Source organism: Pseudoalteromonas phenolica (genome assembly GCF_001444405.1).
Taxonomy (GTDB): domain Bacteria; phylum Pseudomonadota; class Gammaproteobacteria; order Enterobacterales; family Alteromonadaceae; genus Pseudoalteromonas; species Pseudoalteromonas phenolica.
Map to the genome: position 1 here is coordinate 554330 of NZ_CP013187.1, position 16929 is coordinate 571258.

Sequence of the window (16929 nt, forward strand, 5' to 3'; positions counted from 1 at the left end):
TGTAAACGTTTAAAATTCGTTAGGTAAAAGGGCAGGGAATAAATTATTATAATTCAGATGAAAGTATTTTTGTTTGCTCATCTATCTGTGCTGACGTAATCTAAAAAATATTATGTAATTTCTAGTTAACTCTCATCGATTAAGAGTTAGAGTTTAATTATCAGGTTTAGAGTATCTATGACAAAACCCGCGACTCAGTATATTGCTAGACAAGCAATTCTCGATGCGACTAAGCAAATCTTTGCATACGAGTTGCTTTATCGAGATTCGCAGAACAACGCTTTCCCTGTTGGGGTAAGTGATGAGCAGGCGACGGGGCGGATGTTTTTCAACTCACTTATTTTGGTTGGTAAAGAGAAGCTAGTGGCGAATCACTGCGCGTTTATCAATCTGTCTGATACGACATTACTACAAGAGATCCCACGATTATTAAAACCCGATAACTTAGTGCTTGAAATTGTTGAACGCTCTCAGAATGTACAGCAGTTGCTTGAAACCGTGAAGATGCTGCGTAAGCAGCACTATCGATTTGCGTTGGACGATTACGATGCCGATCCTCGATGGGAGCCGCTTTTACCACATATGTCGTACATTAAATTGGAACTTGAGCAGCCAGTGCTTAAAACGACAATGATGGTTAAGAAGCTCAAGCGTCTATATCCAAAAATGAAGATTGTGGTTGAGCGAATTGAAACCTATGAAGAGTTTGAGTATCTGAAAAGTGCAGGTGTTGACTATTTTCAGGGCTACTTTTTTGCGAAACCAGAAATGTTGACGCATGGTAATGTTGAGCCTTCTAAGCTGGTGGTGTTTGATTTATTAAAATCAACGGCACAGCCTAATCTATGCTTTAAAGATATTGAGAAAAAAATCTCTAAAGACTTGAGTCTAACGGCTAGAGTTTTAAAGTTAGTCAATGCACGTTCTGGTCTTGAGAAGTTAGAAATGAAGACAATTTCTCAAGCGGTTGTATATCTAGGTGAAGATGCATTGAGGCAATTTGTTCGAGTTTTGGCACTCAGCGAATTGGGGGTTGATAAGCCAGCTGAATTGACCAAGTATGGTTTAATGCGAGCACGTTTTATGGCTTTGTTCCTAGCCCCCGGTGGTGAAGAAATGGCAGAGCAGGGATATTTAATTGGGCTTATGTCTATTCTAGGTGCAGTTCTGGATATGGAGTTAAGTACCATTGTTTCAGAGTTCTCACTTGATAGTAACCTAAGTGGTGCGCTACTGAATTATAAAGGGTTGCTAGGTGGAGCATTAAGGGTAGCGATTGCTGTCGAGCAAAACAATTGGCAAGAAGCTGAAGCTGTATTGGCAGCAGTAAGACCAGCAACGCCGATTAGTAATATTTATGATTTAGTTGCTCAAAGCCGTGAATATGCAGATGATATTTTTGCAGTAGTTTCAGTACAATAAGCATGTTTTCCAAACAAACTCTTATTAAAAAGGCTGCATTCGCAGCCTTTTTAGTGGTTAAGCTATAGCTTTGTTCTTACGAACACTCACCGATGACAAAAACAAGCTCGATCCCAATTGAGTCAAGATACAGCTTTTCTTGCTCTAGGTCCGCGCAAAGTAATGCTTGTTCTTCAGGTAATTGTGCATCAAAAAGCACTGTGCATTTATTGTCTTCTACAGACAATGTCGGACGAGACAAATCGGTTAACTGCCGAGTTCTGTTAACTAATACGGCCAGCCTGAATAGCGTTAAGAGTTTCGCAAATGTCTCTGAACACAGAATATTAAAGATATCTAGTTCTGGAAGTTTTATCTTTTTACGATGAAAACGGATCAAAGCACTTAATACACTTTGTTGTTGCTGTGTGAAGCCTGGTAGAGCGGTATTCATCACGATATACGCACTGTGCTTTTGAATACCCGATGAGTTAATCGACAAACCTACTTCATGTAATTGTGCGGCCCACTGGAGTTGTAGAAGGTCTTTTTGCTTCAATCCCCAGGCTTTCTTACATTGTGAAAATAAGTGTTTAACAGTATCAAACACGTTATCTGCATGGGCTGTATCGATGTTGTAATGTTGGCCAAGCGCGATGATGGTACGCACCCTTAAATCAAACTCATCATAGTTTAGCATCTCGTGTAAAACGCCTTCACGTAGTGCATAATCACAGTATTCTAAGCGATCTAATTTAAGTTCTTTAAAGGCGGCAATGACAATGCTTAAACCGCCAGCGATATTGGTATGGCGCTCAGGATTTAACCCTTTAATATCAAGTTGCTCAATACTGCCTTGCGCAATGAATAGCGCTTTGATGTCTTCTAAAATAGGCAGAGTTAAGTATTCACAGTCGAACTGAGCTTGCGCAATACCGATTAGGGCTTTGATTGTACCTGATGTACCGTAACTGTGTTTCCAACCGGTTTTTCGATAGCGGGGAGAGATTGGCTCAAGTGCTTGTCGTGCGGCTATTTCGGCTTTTTTAAATGTGCCTTTACTGAGCTTACCGGAGCTAAAACAGGCTTTGGTTATATTGGCACAGCCGATATCACGACTTGTAAGTTGTAAGGCTTCAAAGTGTTGACCTATAACGAGCTCAGTACTGCCGCCACCAATATCAATGACTAAGCGGTTATCTTTACCATGCACATAATTTGCAACGCCTTGGTAAATTAAACGTGCTTCCTCTTGTCCAGAAATAACATTGATATTAAAAGGAAAGTGCACTTGAGCTTGTTGCAAGAAGTGCTTTAGATTTTTAATGTTTCTAAGCGTGTAGGTCGCGACAACTTCGACATTGGCAGGATCAAACCCCTGTAGAGTTTGTGCCAGTTGCTTAAAAGCCAACATGGCACGTTCAATGGCCTCTTCTGAGAGTTCAAATTCTTCATTGAGACCTGCAGCTAAATGCACGCGATGCTTTTCTTTATGAAGAATTTGTAGTCTGCCCTCAACTTTTCGGGCGATGACTAAATGAAAGCTATTAGAGCCTAAATCGAGCGCTGCAAAACTCGCAGGCTCAGGTGTGTTGTGCATAATTGTGTTCCCATTTACTCAAGAGATCATAGATGGCAATTTGCGAACGTACTTTTTTACGGTTACCTCGGGCAACGTATTTATTTTGTTGTTCGACATCTATGATTCTTGCTTTACAGCAATCTTTAAATTGTAGCTCTAAAATATTGATGATTAACTGCTTTAAGTGCTGATCGTAAATAGGCACACCGGCTTCAACACGGTGATCTAAATTTCGCGTCATCCAGTCAGCTGAAGAAATATAAATCTGCTGGTCGCCTTGGTTTTCGAACACCATTACCCGAGGGTGTTCTAAAAAGCGATCAACGATACTGATAACTGAGATGTTATCGCTAAATTTCGGTAATCCGGGGACCAGTGCACACATGCCACGAACAATAATACGAATTTTTACACCCTGTCGAGCAGCACTGTAGAGCAAATCAATGAGCTGTTTGTCGACTAGATTATTCACTTTTATGGTGATTTGTGCAAATTTACCATTCTTAGCAGCTAAAATTTCATTCTCTATGCCCTGACAAATGCGCTCTCGGGCATTTAATGGTGAAATTTGTAGGTGCTTAAAAGTAAATGGGCGATAACTGGTTTCGATGAATCTGAAGACCTCATCACATTCATCACAGATTTCGTTGTGTTTAGTGAATAGGCTGAAGTCAGTGTAAATTCGGGCTGTCTTTTCGTGGAAATTGCCCGTACCGATGTGGGCATATTTTACAATCTTACCTTTTTCTTTTCGGTGTATTACGCAGAGCTTGCTGTGAACTTTTAGTGCTGGCAAACCAACCAGTACCTTGATACCCGCTTCGCTGAGTAATTTAGCCCATTCAATGTTGTTTTGTTCATCAAAGCGCGCTTTTAGTTCAACCATGACGGTGACTTTCTTACCGTTTTTGGCGGCATTAATTAACGAAGAAACTAGTCTTGAACGGGAGGCTACACGATAAATATTAATTTTAATTTGAGTGACCTTGGGGTCATAGGCTGCCTGACGAACATATTCAAGCATATGGTTGAACGTATGATACGGATAATAAAGTAAAATATCTTGCTCTGAGATGGCCTTAAAAACACTGTCGTGCTTGGCAAAAGCGTTACTAGTAAGCGGTTTTAAAGGCTTATTTTCTAAATGCTTACGGCCAACATTAGGAAAAGAAATAAAGTCTCTAAAATTACGATAGCGACCACCTGGGATGAGTGCATCTTGTTGGCTTGCGCCAAGTCGTTTTTTTAGTACCTTTAGCATCTCGTCAGGCATCGCTTGGTCATAGACCATACGTACCGGCTCAGCATAAAGGCGCTGCTTTAAGCCTTTCGACATTTTATCGAGTAAGCCTTCTTCAATCTCATTATCTAAATTGTATTCAGCATCACGTGTTAGTTTGATTGAATAGCCTTCAATGCTGTCAAACTTAACAAAACTCTTAAAAACTTCAGCCAAATAAAACTCGACCACATCATCAAGCATGACAATGGTTTTATGACGGCGGCTTTTTTCTGACGGTAAAATGACGAATCGATCTAGCCTATCAGTGGGTATTTCTAATAAGGCATACTGAGACTTCTCACCTTGCATATGAATAAAAAGGTAAGTCATCGCATCATTAATGTTACTCGAGTAATCTTTTGATTCGGTGAGTAACATGGGTGACATATGCTGTAGGACTTGGTCTTTAAAAAAGTCTTCTAGCCAGTCTTTGTGAAAGTTAGATAAGTCAGTTGGCTGGCGGATATGAATGTTTTGTTTGTCGAGATCAGCTAACAACTGGTGGTGGATCTGATTGAATTTTTTACCGAGTGATAATACTTTCTTATTAACTTGATTAAGTAGTTCTTCATCAGCGTCAAAGTGGGCATCTGACAAGCTATTTAATAGAATTTTTCTTTTTAAATCAGCAACTCTGACCCTAAAAAACTCATCTAAATTATTTGAGAAAATACCCAAAAATCGCAGTCTTTCAATAAGTGGATTATTTTGGTCTTTGGCTTCTTGAAGAACGCGTTCGTTGAACGAAAGCCAGCTTAATTCTTTGGCAAAGTAACTAATATTAGTTGAGGTGTGTGGTACAGAATGCATGATCTATCCATGGGTAATCAAAGGTACAACAGCAAAATATATGGGGTTTGTGTGACACTTATATGACAGGCTTATTCCTCAGCCTGCCATAACATTTAATGATTATTCACTTTCAATATCAACGACTAGGTCGCTGGTAATTGACTCTAGTGCTTCAATTACATTGTCTTTGTGCATACCCGCAGGTAAAGTGACGGTGGCGAATGCACTAAAGATCGGCACTCCCCAGTTTGGCGCACTGCGCTGGCGAGAGTTTAAGTGGGTAATGTTCGCGCCTTTATGGCGTATGACACTAGAAAGTTCTTTTACGATCCCCGGTCTGTCATTACCTGTTATCACTAAATTGAGTGTTTCAGGTGTCTGAACTGCAGCGTCTGTGTCGCCAGACTCAATATGCACCTCTAAACCTGACAGCGTATTTAATGCTGATTGTATTTCCTGCAGATGCTCCTCTGCTACGCCAATCTGAATTATACCTGCAAATTGACCTGCTAAATGACTGAGGTTACTGGTCATCCAGTTACCGTGATGTTCAAGGATGGTTGCTGAGATTTCGTCAACGAGACCCGGCCGGTCCTTACCTATTATTGTTAAAACTAACTGCTTCATATCAATGTCTCTTATTATTTTTTAACTACCGTGTGGTAGAAGTGGAAACAAGCAATAATTTATATAACGTTTCCGTACGTCTTTAAATATATTGCAACTTAAGATTAGTTAAGTTTTGTTGCTTGTCCAGAAAATAGAGCCTTTGCTTGAGATAACTCAAACTTTTAGCGACATTTTTCTGACTTTTTCTTGTTAAGAAAAGTTCACTTTTAAGCAGTGTAAAGTCCTTTTTATGTAACAATACTGTCATCTTGATGAAATATAATACGCACAATTCAAAGATAATAAGGTGTTTTAATGTCTACCTCAGCACAGCAAAAATCTTTTAAAACGGACAAGCGCCGTTTATTTAAAGATCGCTTTGCACAATACAGTATTACCGCAGGTGGGGTAATGGTACTTGTGGCATTGCTGTTGATCTTCTTCTATCTACTATATGTTGTTGAACCAATTCTCGAGTCAGCTAAAGTAGAAAAGCGCACTGATGTGAGTTTATCTTCAGAGAAAAACTATGTCGGTATCGGCGTAGAAGAGCAAACAGAGATTGCTTATCTATTAGAAGATTCTGGGAGTGTCGATTTTTACCATATAAAAGGAGACAGCTCAGGACAATTAATGAAAAGCCTAGATGTTGAACTTGATGGAAATATCACGACATTTGCGAAAAGCGCGCCGTTTTTAGGCTTATATGCATACGGTTTAGATAATGGTGCAATTAAGCTGGTTAAGCCGAGCTTCTTAGTAACTTTCCCTGGTAATGAGCGCTTGATCACACCACGTATTGGTTATCCATTAGATGGGGAACAACTATTAGTGGATGAGCAAGAGCAAGCAATAGCTAAGTTTGCCTTTAGTTATTATGAAGATAAAGCAGCAGCCGTTGCATTAACTGAAGACAAGCGTGTGGTATTTGCGGCATTCACACCTGAAGAAAACATGTTTACTGGTGAAGTTGAGTGGCTAATTGAGCGCACTGAGCTAGACATTGATGGTCGCGTAAATGAGTTACTGATTTCACCAGATACGTCTCGTGTATTTGTTCGTAGTGCGAATAAAATTTATATCTTTGATACGCGTGACCCAGCTGAAGTTGAGCAGTTCCAAGTGCTAGCAGCCAATGAAGAAAATGCAAACCTAGTGAGCGCGACATTACTCGCTGGTGCAAACTCTCTTATGCTGGCAAACGATAACGGTGAAGTGTCTCAGTGGTTTGAGGTAAACACGGAAGATAATGGCCGTCAGTTTGCCAAAATCCGTGCATTTGAAACTGAAAAAACGAATAAACTAGACATTTATACTGAATACTACCGCCGCACTTTCTTCACAACGACATCATCAGGTGACTTAGGCGTTTACTACACCACCAGTGAAGCCGAATTATGGCGTGGCAAAATCAGTGAGCAAGCCATTGATAACTTTGCAGTATCACCTCGAGCAAACGCAGTTTTGTCTCTATCGAATAATACGCTTTCTATATTTGAAGTGCACAACGAGCACCCTGAGGTAACTTGGTCGGCACTTTGGAATGAAGTGTGGTACGAAGGCTACCCTGAGCCAGCATACACTTGGCAGTCAACGTCAGCGTCTGATGACTTTGAATCTAAGTTCTCTTTAGTGCCAATTTCATTCGGTACGATTAAAGCGGCGATGTATGCCATGCTATTTGCTGTACCGATTGCAATTTCAGCTGCAATTTATACAGCTTACTTCATGTCGAGTGAATTGCGTCGCGTAGTTAAGCCAACCGTTGAAATTATGGAAGCATTACCAACAGTTATCCTTGGTTTCTTAGCGGGTCTTTGGTTAGCGCCTTTAATCGAAACGCATCTTCCTGCTGTGATTGCACTGGTGACTTTACTGCCAGTGGCGGTGATCGCGACCGCATTTGGCTGGACTAAGCTACCAGCGAGTATTCGTCATCTAATTCCTGATGGCTGGCATTCAATTTTACTTATTCCTGTGGTGTTATTTATCGGTTGGTTGTCATTCGCAATCAGCGGTCAAATCGAACTGTGGGTATTTGATGGCAATGTGCGTCAATATTTAACGAATGAGCTAGGTCTAACGTTTGACCAGCGTAACTCACTGGTTGTAGGTATTGCGATGGGCTTTGCGGTTATCCCGACTATTTTCTCAATCGCAGAAGATGCGGTATTCAGTGTGCCTAAGCACTTATCAAATGGTTCATTAGCGCTCGGTGCGACGCAGTGGCAAACCCTTGTTTATGTTGTGCTTCTTACGGCTAGTCCGGGTATCTTCTCTGCGGTCATGATGGGTTTAGGCCGTGCAGTTGGTGAGACTATGATTGTGCTGATGGCAACGGGTAATACGCCAATTATGGACTGGAGTATCTTCCAAGGTATGCGTACTTTAGCGGCGAACATCGCGGTTGAAATGCCTGAATCAGAAGTGGGTAGTTCGCACTACCGTATTCTATTCCTTGCTGCATTTGTGTTGTTTATTTTTACCTTTGTATTTAACACGCTCGCTGAATTTGTTCGTCAGCGTCTACGTGAAAAATACAGCTCAATGTAATTATCGGAGTTTCATGACATGGTAAAGCAATGGTTTAAGTCAGGATCTCCTTGGATCTGGATGACAGGTGGTGCAGTTAGCATCAGTTTAATCTCGGTTATCGGTTTATTAGCGATGATCGCATGGAAAGGTTTAAGCTTCTTCTGGCCATCAGAAGTGGTTGAGTTAAAGCTTGAAGGCTCAGTGCCTAAGCAAACAGTGATTGGTGAGATTTATGACCGTGAAATGGTACCTAAATCTCGCTTAGAAGCAGCGGGCTATGATTTATCGGCATACCAAGATGAATATATTGAACGTATTTTGGTAAAAACGGGTAACCGTGAATATGTAGACCTAGATTTCCGTTGGATACTCACAACTGACATCCAGTCTCAAACTAAGCCTGAAGCGATGGCGGTGTTTGAGCGTAGTAAAAACGGTAACTTCTATGGCTATGTAGAGCGTGTAATTGAAGACGGTAAAGAAGTTATCAATGCGCCTAAAGAACGTTTAGTTGAACTGGTTGAGCGTGCTGTAGATTTAAATGAAGAAGCACTTGATCTACAAAACGGTGATATTGGTCACATTAACTATGAGCTTGAGCGTCTTCGTTTAAAAGAAAAGAAATACGCACTTGATAATGCCTTAACTGATGAAGTACTGGCTGATTTAGAGTCACAACGTGCAGAACTTCGGGCTGAATACAAAGTATTAGAAGCGCGCTTATTTGAGCTTCGTAAGAAAGCGAAGCGTGACCAAGTGGTTGTACGTGACATGCGTGGTGAGCTAGTAACTTTACCTATTTATCAGGTATTAGACTTGTGGTTCCCTAATGACATGGGCTTCTTTGCAAAGCTAGGCCACTTCTTTGTTCAGTCAGGTAAGTTCGTTTCAGATGATCCCCGTGAAGCGAATACTGAGGGTGGTGTATTCCCTGCAATCTTCGGTACTGTTTTCATGGTTATGCTAATGGCTGTGATTGTGACGCCATTTGGTGTAGTTGCTGCAATCTACTTACACGAGTATGCGGCTAAGAACGCTGTGACTAAGATGATCCGTATCGCGGTAATCAACTTAGCAGGTGTACCTTCAATTGTTTATGGTGTATTTGGTCTTGGTTTCTTCGTTTACATGTTAGGTGGCTCAATTGACCAATTGTTCTATCCAGAAGCTGCGCCAAGCCCTGTATTTGGTACGCCAGGTGTAATTTGGTCGGCATTAACTTTAGCAATCTTAACGCTGCCAGTGGTTATTGTTTCGACTGAAGAGGGTTTATCACGTATTCCAAGTTCAGTACGTCATGGTTCATTGGCATTGGGTGCGACAAAAGCTGAAACGCTATGGCGCATCATTGTACCAATGGCAAGCCCGGCAATTATGACAGGTTTAATCTTAGCGGTAGCACGTGCTGCCGGTGAGGTTGCGCCACTAATGCTAGTAGGTGTTGTGAAAATGGCACCGACGTTACCGATTGATGGTAACTTCCCGTTTGTTCACTTAGATCGTAAGTTCATGCACTTAGGTTTCCACATCTATGATGTTGGTTTCCAAAGCCCGAATGTTGAAGCTGCGCGTCCATTGGTTTACGCAACGGCATTCTTACTGGTCAGCGTTATCATCGCACTGAATATTACCGCGATTGGTATTCGTAACCATTTACGTGAAAAGTTCCGTTCTCTTGAACATTAATAGTATAACTAGGTATTTTAGAAATGATTACAGTAGCTCCTGAAGTGAATAACACAAATCAAGTTAAATTAGATTTAGCTAATTTGAGCGAAGAGCAAACCGCACTAGAGATCAAAGACCTAGATCTTTACTATGGTGACAAGCAAGCGCTTAGCAAAATCAATATGAAAATCCCTAAGGGTCAGGTAACAGCGTTTATCGGTCCATCGGGTTGTGGTAAATCAACATTATTACGTTGTATTAACCGTATGAATGACTTAGTCGATATTTGTCGTATAGAAGGTGAGATCAACCTTCATGGTCAGAATATCTATGATAAGAGCGTAGACGTTGCGGCACTTCGCCGTAACGTAGGTATGGTGTTCCAAAGACCAAATCCATTCCCTAAATCAATATATGAGAATGTGGTATACGGCCTACGCCTACAAGGTATTAAAGACAAGCGTAAGCTAGATGAAGTGGTAGAACGCTCATTACGCGGTGCAGCGTTATGGGACGAAGTTAAAGACCGTCTTCATGACAGTGCGTTTGGTTTGTCAGGTGGTCAGCAGCAGCGTCTAGTGATTGCCCGCTCAATTGCAATCGAACCTGAAGTATTACTGCTAGACGAACCAACATCGGCACTTGACCCGATTTCAACTTTGGTAATCGAAGAGCTGATCAACGACCTGAAAGAAAAGTATACGGTTGTGATTGTAACACACAACATGCAACAGGCGGCACGTGTTTCTGATCAAACTGCATTCATGTATATGGGTGAACTGATCGAATACGCTGACACAAACACGCTATTCACAACGCCTTCTAAGAAGAAGACGGAAGACTATATCACGGGTCGTTACGGTTAATAGCGAGCGAGAGGAATAAATCATGGAAAACAATTTAAACAAGCATATCTCTGGCCGCTTTAACGAAGAGCTAGAAAATGTTCGTAACCACGTATTAAGCATGGGTGGTTTGGTAGAAGAGCAATTAAACCTTGCACTTGATGCGATCAACGACAACGATGCTGAAAAAGCACGTAAAGTCAGCGAGAACGACTACAAAGTTAACGCCATGGAAGTGAACATTGATGAAGAATGTACCCGTATCATTGCGAAACGTCAGCCAGCAGCAAGTGACTTACGTCTAGTAGTTGCGATTGCTAAAACCATTGCTGACCTTGAGCGTATTGGTGATGAAGCGGAGCGCATCGCACGTGTTGCACTAGATTCATTTACCAAAGATCAGCAAGATTTATTGGTGAACTTAGAGAATATGGGTCGCCAAGTGTCGAAGATGTTGCATGATGTACTAGATGCTTTTGCCCGTATGGATGCGCAAAGTGCCTTTGAAGTGCATAAAGAAGACGCAAAAGTTGACCGTGAGTATGAAGCGCTGACCCGTCAAATTATGACATACATGATGGAAGACCCGCGTTCTATTCCTAAAATTATGGATCTAATCTGGTCTGTACGTTCATTAGAGCGCATTGGTGACCGTTGTCAGAACATCGCTGAATACGTCATTTATTTTGTGAACGGTAAAGATATTCGCCATACATCTCAAGAAGATATCGCGAAAACGCTGTAAAAAATATATGCCTCTCTGCGCTGAATTTTTATGATTCAGCGCAGCTTAATTAGCATTTCGGACAAAAATCCGTTCACAACGTCGGCTAATGCTGTAAAATTCACCCCGCAAAGCATATTAATATGATTTAAGGGTCAGTTATGCCTACTAATGCGTTTTTAGGAGTATTTGCTAAGTCTCCTATTAAGCCAATAGAAGAACACATTAAAATCGTACATAAAGCTAGCAGTTCTTTAGTACCGTTTTTTAATCATGTATTCAAATCTGAATGGAAAGAAGCCGAAGCACTTCGTGTTGACATCCGTAACCTTGAACGTGAAGCAGACGTTTTAAAGCGTGAAGTAAGATTACACTTACCTCGTGGTTTATTTATGCCTGTAGAGCGCACCGATTTATTAGAGTTGATCACTCAGCAAGATAAAATTGCGAATAAAGCGAAAGACATCGCAGGCCGCGTTGTTGGTCGTGAAATGGTGATCCCTCAGTCTATTCAAAATGACTTCATTGCTTATCTTGAACGTTGTGTCGATGCAACTAAACAAGCCTCTAAAGCCATCAATGAGTTTGACGAGCTATTGGAAACTGGATTCCGTGGTCGTGAAGTAACTCTGGTCGAAAGCATGCTTGAAAAGTTAGACTCAATTGAGCAAGACACGGATGAAATGCAAATCAAGATCCGCCAAGAGCTTCGTGCTATCGAAGGTGAACTTAATCCTGTTGATGTAATGTTCTTATACAAGATCATTGAGTGGGTAGGTGAGCTTGCTGATATTGCAGAGCGTGTTGGTTCTCGACTTGAGCTAATGTTAGCTCGTTAATCGTTTTATTCGTATTTAAAATTTAAGGTTTAACAATGGATATCATTGCTAACTATGGTTCCATGCTGATCCTAATTGCTGCGGCAGTAGGTTTCTTCATGGCATATGGTATTGGTGCAAATGACGTTGCAAACGCCATGGGTACTTCAGTAGGCTCGAAAGCACTTACCATCAAACAAGCGATCATCATCGCGATGATCTTCGAATTCGCCGGTGCATACCTTGCAGGTGGTGAAGTAACATCAACAATCCGTAAAGGTATCATCGACGCAGCGCCTTTCGCTGACATTCCTGAGTTGATGGTATTAGGTATGATCTCTGCACTATTTGCAGCAGGTTCATGGCTACTTCTTGCGTCTTTACTGGGTTGGCCTGTTTCAACGACTCACTCTATCATCGGTGCGATTATTGGTTTCGCCTTGGTTGCAGTGGGTAGTGAAGCAATTCAATGGGGCAAAGTTGCCGGTATCGTAGGTAGTTGGATTGTTACCCCTGCCATTTCAGGCTTTATTGCATACTTAATCTTTATGAGTGCGCAAAAGCTGATTTTCGACACAGATTCACCATTACAAAATGCCAAGCGTTATGTGCCTATTTATATGGGTCTAGCTGGCTTTGTTATGTCACTTGTAACCATTAAGAAAGGCCTTAAGCACATTGGTATTAACCTAGGTGCAGTTGAAGGTTATGCACTTGCAATTGGTATTGCTGTGGTTGTAGGTATCATTGGTAAAATGGCAATTAACCGTTTGAAAATGGACCCTAAAGCAGACAAGCAAATGCAGTTCAACAACGTTGAGAAAGTATTCGCTATCCTAATGGTACTAACGGCATGTTGTATGGCATTCGCACACGGTTCAAATGACGTAGCAAATGCGATTGGTCCACTTGCGGCAGTTGTGAACATTGTTGAGCACAACGGTGAAATCGCTAAGAAAGCGGCACTTGCTTGGTGGATCTTACCGCTAGGTGGTATCGGTATCGTAGTGGGTCTTGCGGTCCTTGGTAAGAAAGTAATTAAAACAATTGGTGAAGGTATCACGCACTTAACACCAAGCCGTGGTTTTGCTGCTGAACTTGCAGCAGCATCAACGGTAGTTATTGCATCAGGTACTGGTCTACCTATCTCTACAACACAAACGCTAGTAGGTGCTGTATTAGGTGTAGGTATGGCGCGTGGTATCGCTGCACTGAACATGGGTGTAATTAGAAATATTGTGGTTTCTTGGGTAATTACATTGCCAGTCGGTGCTGCACTTGCTATTGTTATATTCTACATTCTAAGAACCGCTTTCGGCGTGTAATTAGACTTACAGACTTTTAGCTTGAAAAGACCTCAGCATCACGGTGCTGGGGTCTTTTTATATCAATAATTCCTTAATAATCTGATACCAACCCTCAATAATACTTAATCATTTTGAGGGACTAGAGCTGCCGCTAACCACGTTAAAAATTTCTCATTTAGAACAACTAAATAGCAAAATTTTCGCCTCGTTATCGACAAGCTTTCCTTGCCTCAAAAAGGACACTTAATTAAGAGAATTGGTATAAGCAATTGATCTTATCCGTTTTACTCTGAGTACTTCATCGTTATACTGAATGAAATTTGAGTTTGCTTAGAGAAAACCGTGACAAACCTACCTAGTATTAAACAACTTCAATATCTTATTGCAGTGCATCAGCATCAACATTTTGGTCGTGCCGCTCAGGCGTGTTTTATTGGTCAATCGACTTTGAGTACCGCAATTCAAACTCTTGAAGAAACGTTAGGCAGTCAACTCATTGAGCGTGAGAACCGTAGCTTAATGTTTACCGAGTTAGGTGAAGAAGTGGTTGCACGTGCCAAGAAAATTGTTGCCGATACCATGAGCATTAAAGAGTTCACTGAGAGCTTTAAAAACCCGCTGTCAGGCAAATTAGTCTTGGGGCTAATTCCTACGATTGCTAGCTTTATTGCAGCGCCACTTTATCAACATTGTCGTGAAGCTTTCCCGAACTTAGAGCTGATCTTAATTGAAGACACCAGTGATAAGTTATTGGCGCGCCTTGAGCAAGGACAGATAGATATGGCGATGCTGGCTTTGCCTTATCAAACGGAGAAGTTCCACACTAAAGTACTCACTAAAGATGCCTTCTCTTTGGTTTATCACAAAAGCTATCCGCTAAAAGACATCGATGATTACAACTTGCTGCCAGATCAGAGTGTGTTTTTACTAGAAAGAGAGCACTGTCTGACAGGCCATGCGCTGAGTGCTTGCCATCTTAACAAACATGAGTGTATCAACCCGTTCGAAGCGAGTAATTTGCACACCTTATTGAACATGGTGGAATATCAGCATGGAGTGACATTCTTACCGCAAATGGCACTCAACGCAGGCATATTGTCCGGTAAAGATTTAGCTGTGAGAAAGTCAGGTACTGATGCGTATCGTGAGATTGGTTTGATCTGGCGTAAAACCACGGGTCGTATTCGCGATTTTCGCTTATTTAGTGAGGGATTATTGCCATTCATCACTGAACAATGTGATTGCGAAAAATAAATTTTATTTTTCGCAAACTTTTTTAAAACACCTCTCGACTAACTAAATAGAGATGATTAATTAGGGTTTAAAGGTGTTTTTTCAAAGCCAAGACAAACTCATAAAAAAAGCCCAAAAAGGCGACCAAGCGGCTTGGCTGAAGCTTATCAAGCAGCATGAACAGCAGGTGTATAACCATTGCCTCCGCCTAACTGGCAATAGCCATGATGCACTTGATTTAATGCAAGAAGCTTTTATGAGTGTCTATCGCTCTTTGCATAACTTTCATGGTCAGAGCCAATTTAAGACTTGGTTATTTTCGGTGACCCAAGCGCGTTGTATGGACTTCTTTCGTAAGCAAAGGCAGTCTAGCCCGCTTGAAGAAGTCTCTGAAGCTGCCCATACACCCAGTTGCCCAATTCAATTACAAAGTGATAATCAACATATTCACGCTGCGCTACAGGCTTTGCCGTTCGAGCAGCGACAAATTGTTGAACTGAAGTTTTTCCAGCATTTCACCTTTGAAGAAATCGCTGAGCAGCTGGCTATTTCGCCAAATACCGTTAAATCCCGTTTATATAGTGCGCTTGGAAAAATGAAAGCGCCATTGGAGGTGATCCGTGTCGAATCATGAAATGACACCCCATGAACTACTTGAAAAGTGGCTTGATGGTGAGCAGCTTACAGATGCACAGCAAGCTCAAGTTTTAGCCGATCCAGAAACTAAGCCGCTGTTTGAAAGCGCTCAATCTTGGCAAAGCATGGCCAGCAGCTATGAAGAGCAAGCGGCGCCGTCTTATTCATCCATAGCAATGCCGGAGCTTAAGCAAGCAAGTCGTTTTCAAGGGCATTGGATGCAGTGGGGCATGGCGGCTTGTGTTGGCTTTTTAAGCCTTCTGTCTGTGCAATTGTGGCAACAAAATCAAACATTAGAGCAAGGTCTTGTGGCGCAACAAACACAAATAGCAACACAGCAAGATACCATGCAGCAAATTTTAGCCCAGATGCAAAAAAGCCAGAATTTGCAAGCCGATTTAACCAATCAAGTGTTACTCACAAATCGTGCAGAACGCCAAGTGGCACTTGATGATTTACTGGCATTTTTACAAACACAAAGAGCCCAAGATCAAGCGATTCTACGTTTACAACTCAATGAACTTGCAGAGCAAGTGGAACATGCGCCATTACAAACGCTTGCGCATAATGGAGGTCAATAATGAAAACTTTACTCTCTTTATTATCAGTTGCAGTGCTCAGTGCAACATTTTCAACAGCAGCGAAGACAGAGCAAGATCTCGCTAAATTACAACGAGAAGTGACAATTTTTCAGCGAGTTGTAAGCACAGCATTAAAGCATGATACTAAGGGGCAAGTGCGGAATGTAGAAGGCTACTACTTGGCAGATCAAGGGCTTATTTTTGATGTGAGTTTACGAAATAAAAGTCTGTTTGATTGGCGTAAGCATATTGGGGATATGCAAGATATACATGGCCTTACAGAGATCCAGTCACCAGATTTTTCAGCGTTAGAAATGCAAATGTCAGTGCTCGGTGACAACATTGCAGATGTTTCTAAAGAGGCGTATCAAGTAGCCTTAGAAGCGGTGCGTCAAGGCGCGGAGCAAATACGTGAAGTGGCAGAGCAAGAGCGCGAAACACGGCGCGAGTTACATGAATTAGAGCGAGAAAAACATGAACTAGATTACATGTTAAGACGTCAAGAAGAGAAAAACCAAGAGCTACTTGAGCATCATAAAGAAATCGCTAAAGAAATCGCAAAATTAGAAGCCGAAAAAGTTAAATTGACTGAGAGCAAAGTACAGCTTAAAGAAAAACTGAAGCAGGATAGAGCACAGCGCCAAGCTCAGCAGCAGGCGCAACAAGCGTTGCTTAAAACGACAGTGACTGTGAGTTTGGCAAATAGCTTATGTGATTATGGTAATGGCTTACGCAGTGTTAAAGACAGTGAGCATGTGAGTTTCAAGTTTACCCCTTCATACCAACAGGAAAAGCATATTTTGGTATTTAAAAAGTCTGATATAGAGTCATGCGTGAGAGGGGATATTAACGCAGATAAATTGGCGAAAAGTGCAACACAATATCAATTCTAGTGGCGCCAAACAGTTATACTAAA

14 protein-coding genes are annotated in these 16929 nt (G+C 41.5%); 11 read left to right on the forward strand and 3 right to left on the reverse strand.

The window, feature by feature from the left end:
• Window positions 1-177 precede the first annotated feature (177 nt).
• On the forward strand, window positions 178-1422 hold the full coding sequence (locus PP2015_RS02460) for an EAL and HDOD domain-containing protein (protein ID WP_058028765.1): 1245 nt from the start codon (window positions 178-180) through the stop codon (window positions 1420-1422).
• Window positions 1423-1498: 76 nt separating this feature from the next.
• Here the strand turns inward: PP2015_RS02460 and PP2015_RS02465 are convergent, their stop codons facing one another.
• The 3 genes from PP2015_RS02465 to PP2015_RS02475 all read right to left on the reverse strand — a co-directional run bounded on the left by PP2015_RS02465 (window position 1499) and on the right by PP2015_RS02475 (window position 5684).
• On the reverse strand, window positions 1499-3001 hold the full coding sequence (locus PP2015_RS02465; protein ID WP_058028766.1) for a Ppx/GppA phosphatase family protein: 1503 nt from the start codon (window positions 2999-3001) through the stop codon (window positions 1499-1501).
• The gene (ppk1, locus tag PP2015_RS02470; protein WP_058028767.1) at window positions 2985-5075 is read right to left on the reverse strand and encodes a polyphosphate kinase 1; all 2091 of its coding nucleotides are present in this window, start codon (window positions 5073-5075) and stop codon (window positions 2985-2987) included. Before ppk1 ends, PP2015_RS02465 begins: the two co-directional genes overlap by 17 nt.
• 102 nt (window positions 5076-5177) lie before the next feature.
• Complete coding sequence (locus tag PP2015_RS02475) at window positions 5178-5684, reverse strand: glycine cleavage system transcriptional repressor (protein ID WP_058028768.1); 507 nt, start codon at window positions 5682-5684, stop codon at window positions 5178-5180.
• Between the two features lie 297 nt (window positions 5685-5981).
• Between PP2015_RS02475 and PP2015_RS02480 the strand changes: the two genes are divergently transcribed.
• The 10 genes from PP2015_RS02480 to PP2015_RS02525 all read left to right on the forward strand — a co-directional run bounded on the left by PP2015_RS02480 (window position 5982) and on the right by PP2015_RS02525 (window position 16906).
• Window positions 5982-8219 (forward strand): ABC transporter permease subunit, encoded by a 2238-nt coding sequence (locus tag PP2015_RS02480; protein WP_058028769.1) that lies wholly within the window; start codon window positions 5982-5984, stop codon window positions 8217-8219.
• Between the two features lie 18 nt (window positions 8220-8237).
• On the forward strand, window positions 8238-9887 hold the full coding sequence (gene pstA / locus PP2015_RS02485; RefSeq protein WP_058028770.1) for a phosphate ABC transporter permease PstA: 1650 nt from the start codon (window positions 8238-8240) through the stop codon (window positions 9885-9887).
• Between the two features lie 23 nt (window positions 9888-9910).
• Window positions 9911-10735, forward strand: a complete 825-nt coding sequence (gene pstB, locus PP2015_RS02490; protein WP_058028771.1) for a phosphate ABC transporter ATP-binding protein PstB — start codon at window positions 9911-9913, stop codon at window positions 10733-10735.
• 22 nt (window positions 10736-10757) lie between these two features.
• The gene (gene phoU, locus PP2015_RS02495; RefSeq protein ID WP_058028772.1) at window positions 10758-11459 is read left to right on the forward strand and encodes a phosphate signaling complex protein PhoU; all 702 of its coding nucleotides are present in this window, start codon (window positions 10758-10760) and stop codon (window positions 11457-11459) included.
• Between the two features lie 140 nt (window positions 11460-11599).
• The gene (locus PP2015_RS02500; RefSeq protein WP_058028773.1) at window positions 11600-12277 is read left to right on the forward strand and encodes a TIGR00153 family protein; all 678 of its coding nucleotides are present in this window, start codon (window positions 11600-11602) and stop codon (window positions 12275-12277) included.
• A 35-nt stretch (window positions 12278-12312) separates the two neighbouring features.
• Window positions 12313-13581, forward strand: coding sequence for an inorganic phosphate transporter (locus tag PP2015_RS02505; protein WP_058028774.1), 1269 nt, complete (start codon window positions 12313-12315; stop codon window positions 13579-13581).
• A 324-nt stretch (window positions 13582-13905) separates the two neighbouring features.
• Window positions 13906-14817, forward strand: coding sequence for a hydrogen peroxide-inducible genes activator (locus PP2015_RS02510; RefSeq protein WP_058028775.1), 912 nt, complete (start codon window positions 13906-13908; stop codon window positions 14815-14817).
• 73 nt (window positions 14818-14890) lie between these two features.
• The gene (locus tag PP2015_RS02515; RefSeq protein ID WP_058028776.1) at window positions 14891-15430 is read left to right on the forward strand and encodes an RNA polymerase sigma factor; all 540 of its coding nucleotides are present in this window, start codon (window positions 14891-14893) and stop codon (window positions 15428-15430) included.
• Complete coding sequence (locus tag PP2015_RS02520) at window positions 15417-16013, forward strand: hypothetical protein (RefSeq protein WP_128724335.1); 597 nt, start codon at window positions 15417-15419, stop codon at window positions 16011-16013. Before PP2015_RS02515 ends, PP2015_RS02520 begins: the two co-directional genes overlap by 14 nt.
• Window positions 16013-16906, forward strand: a complete 894-nt coding sequence (locus PP2015_RS02525) for a hypothetical protein (RefSeq protein ID WP_058028778.1) — start codon at window positions 16013-16015, stop codon at window positions 16904-16906. Before PP2015_RS02520 ends, PP2015_RS02525 begins: the two co-directional genes overlap by 1 nt.
• Window positions 16907-16929 lie beyond the last annotated feature (23 nt).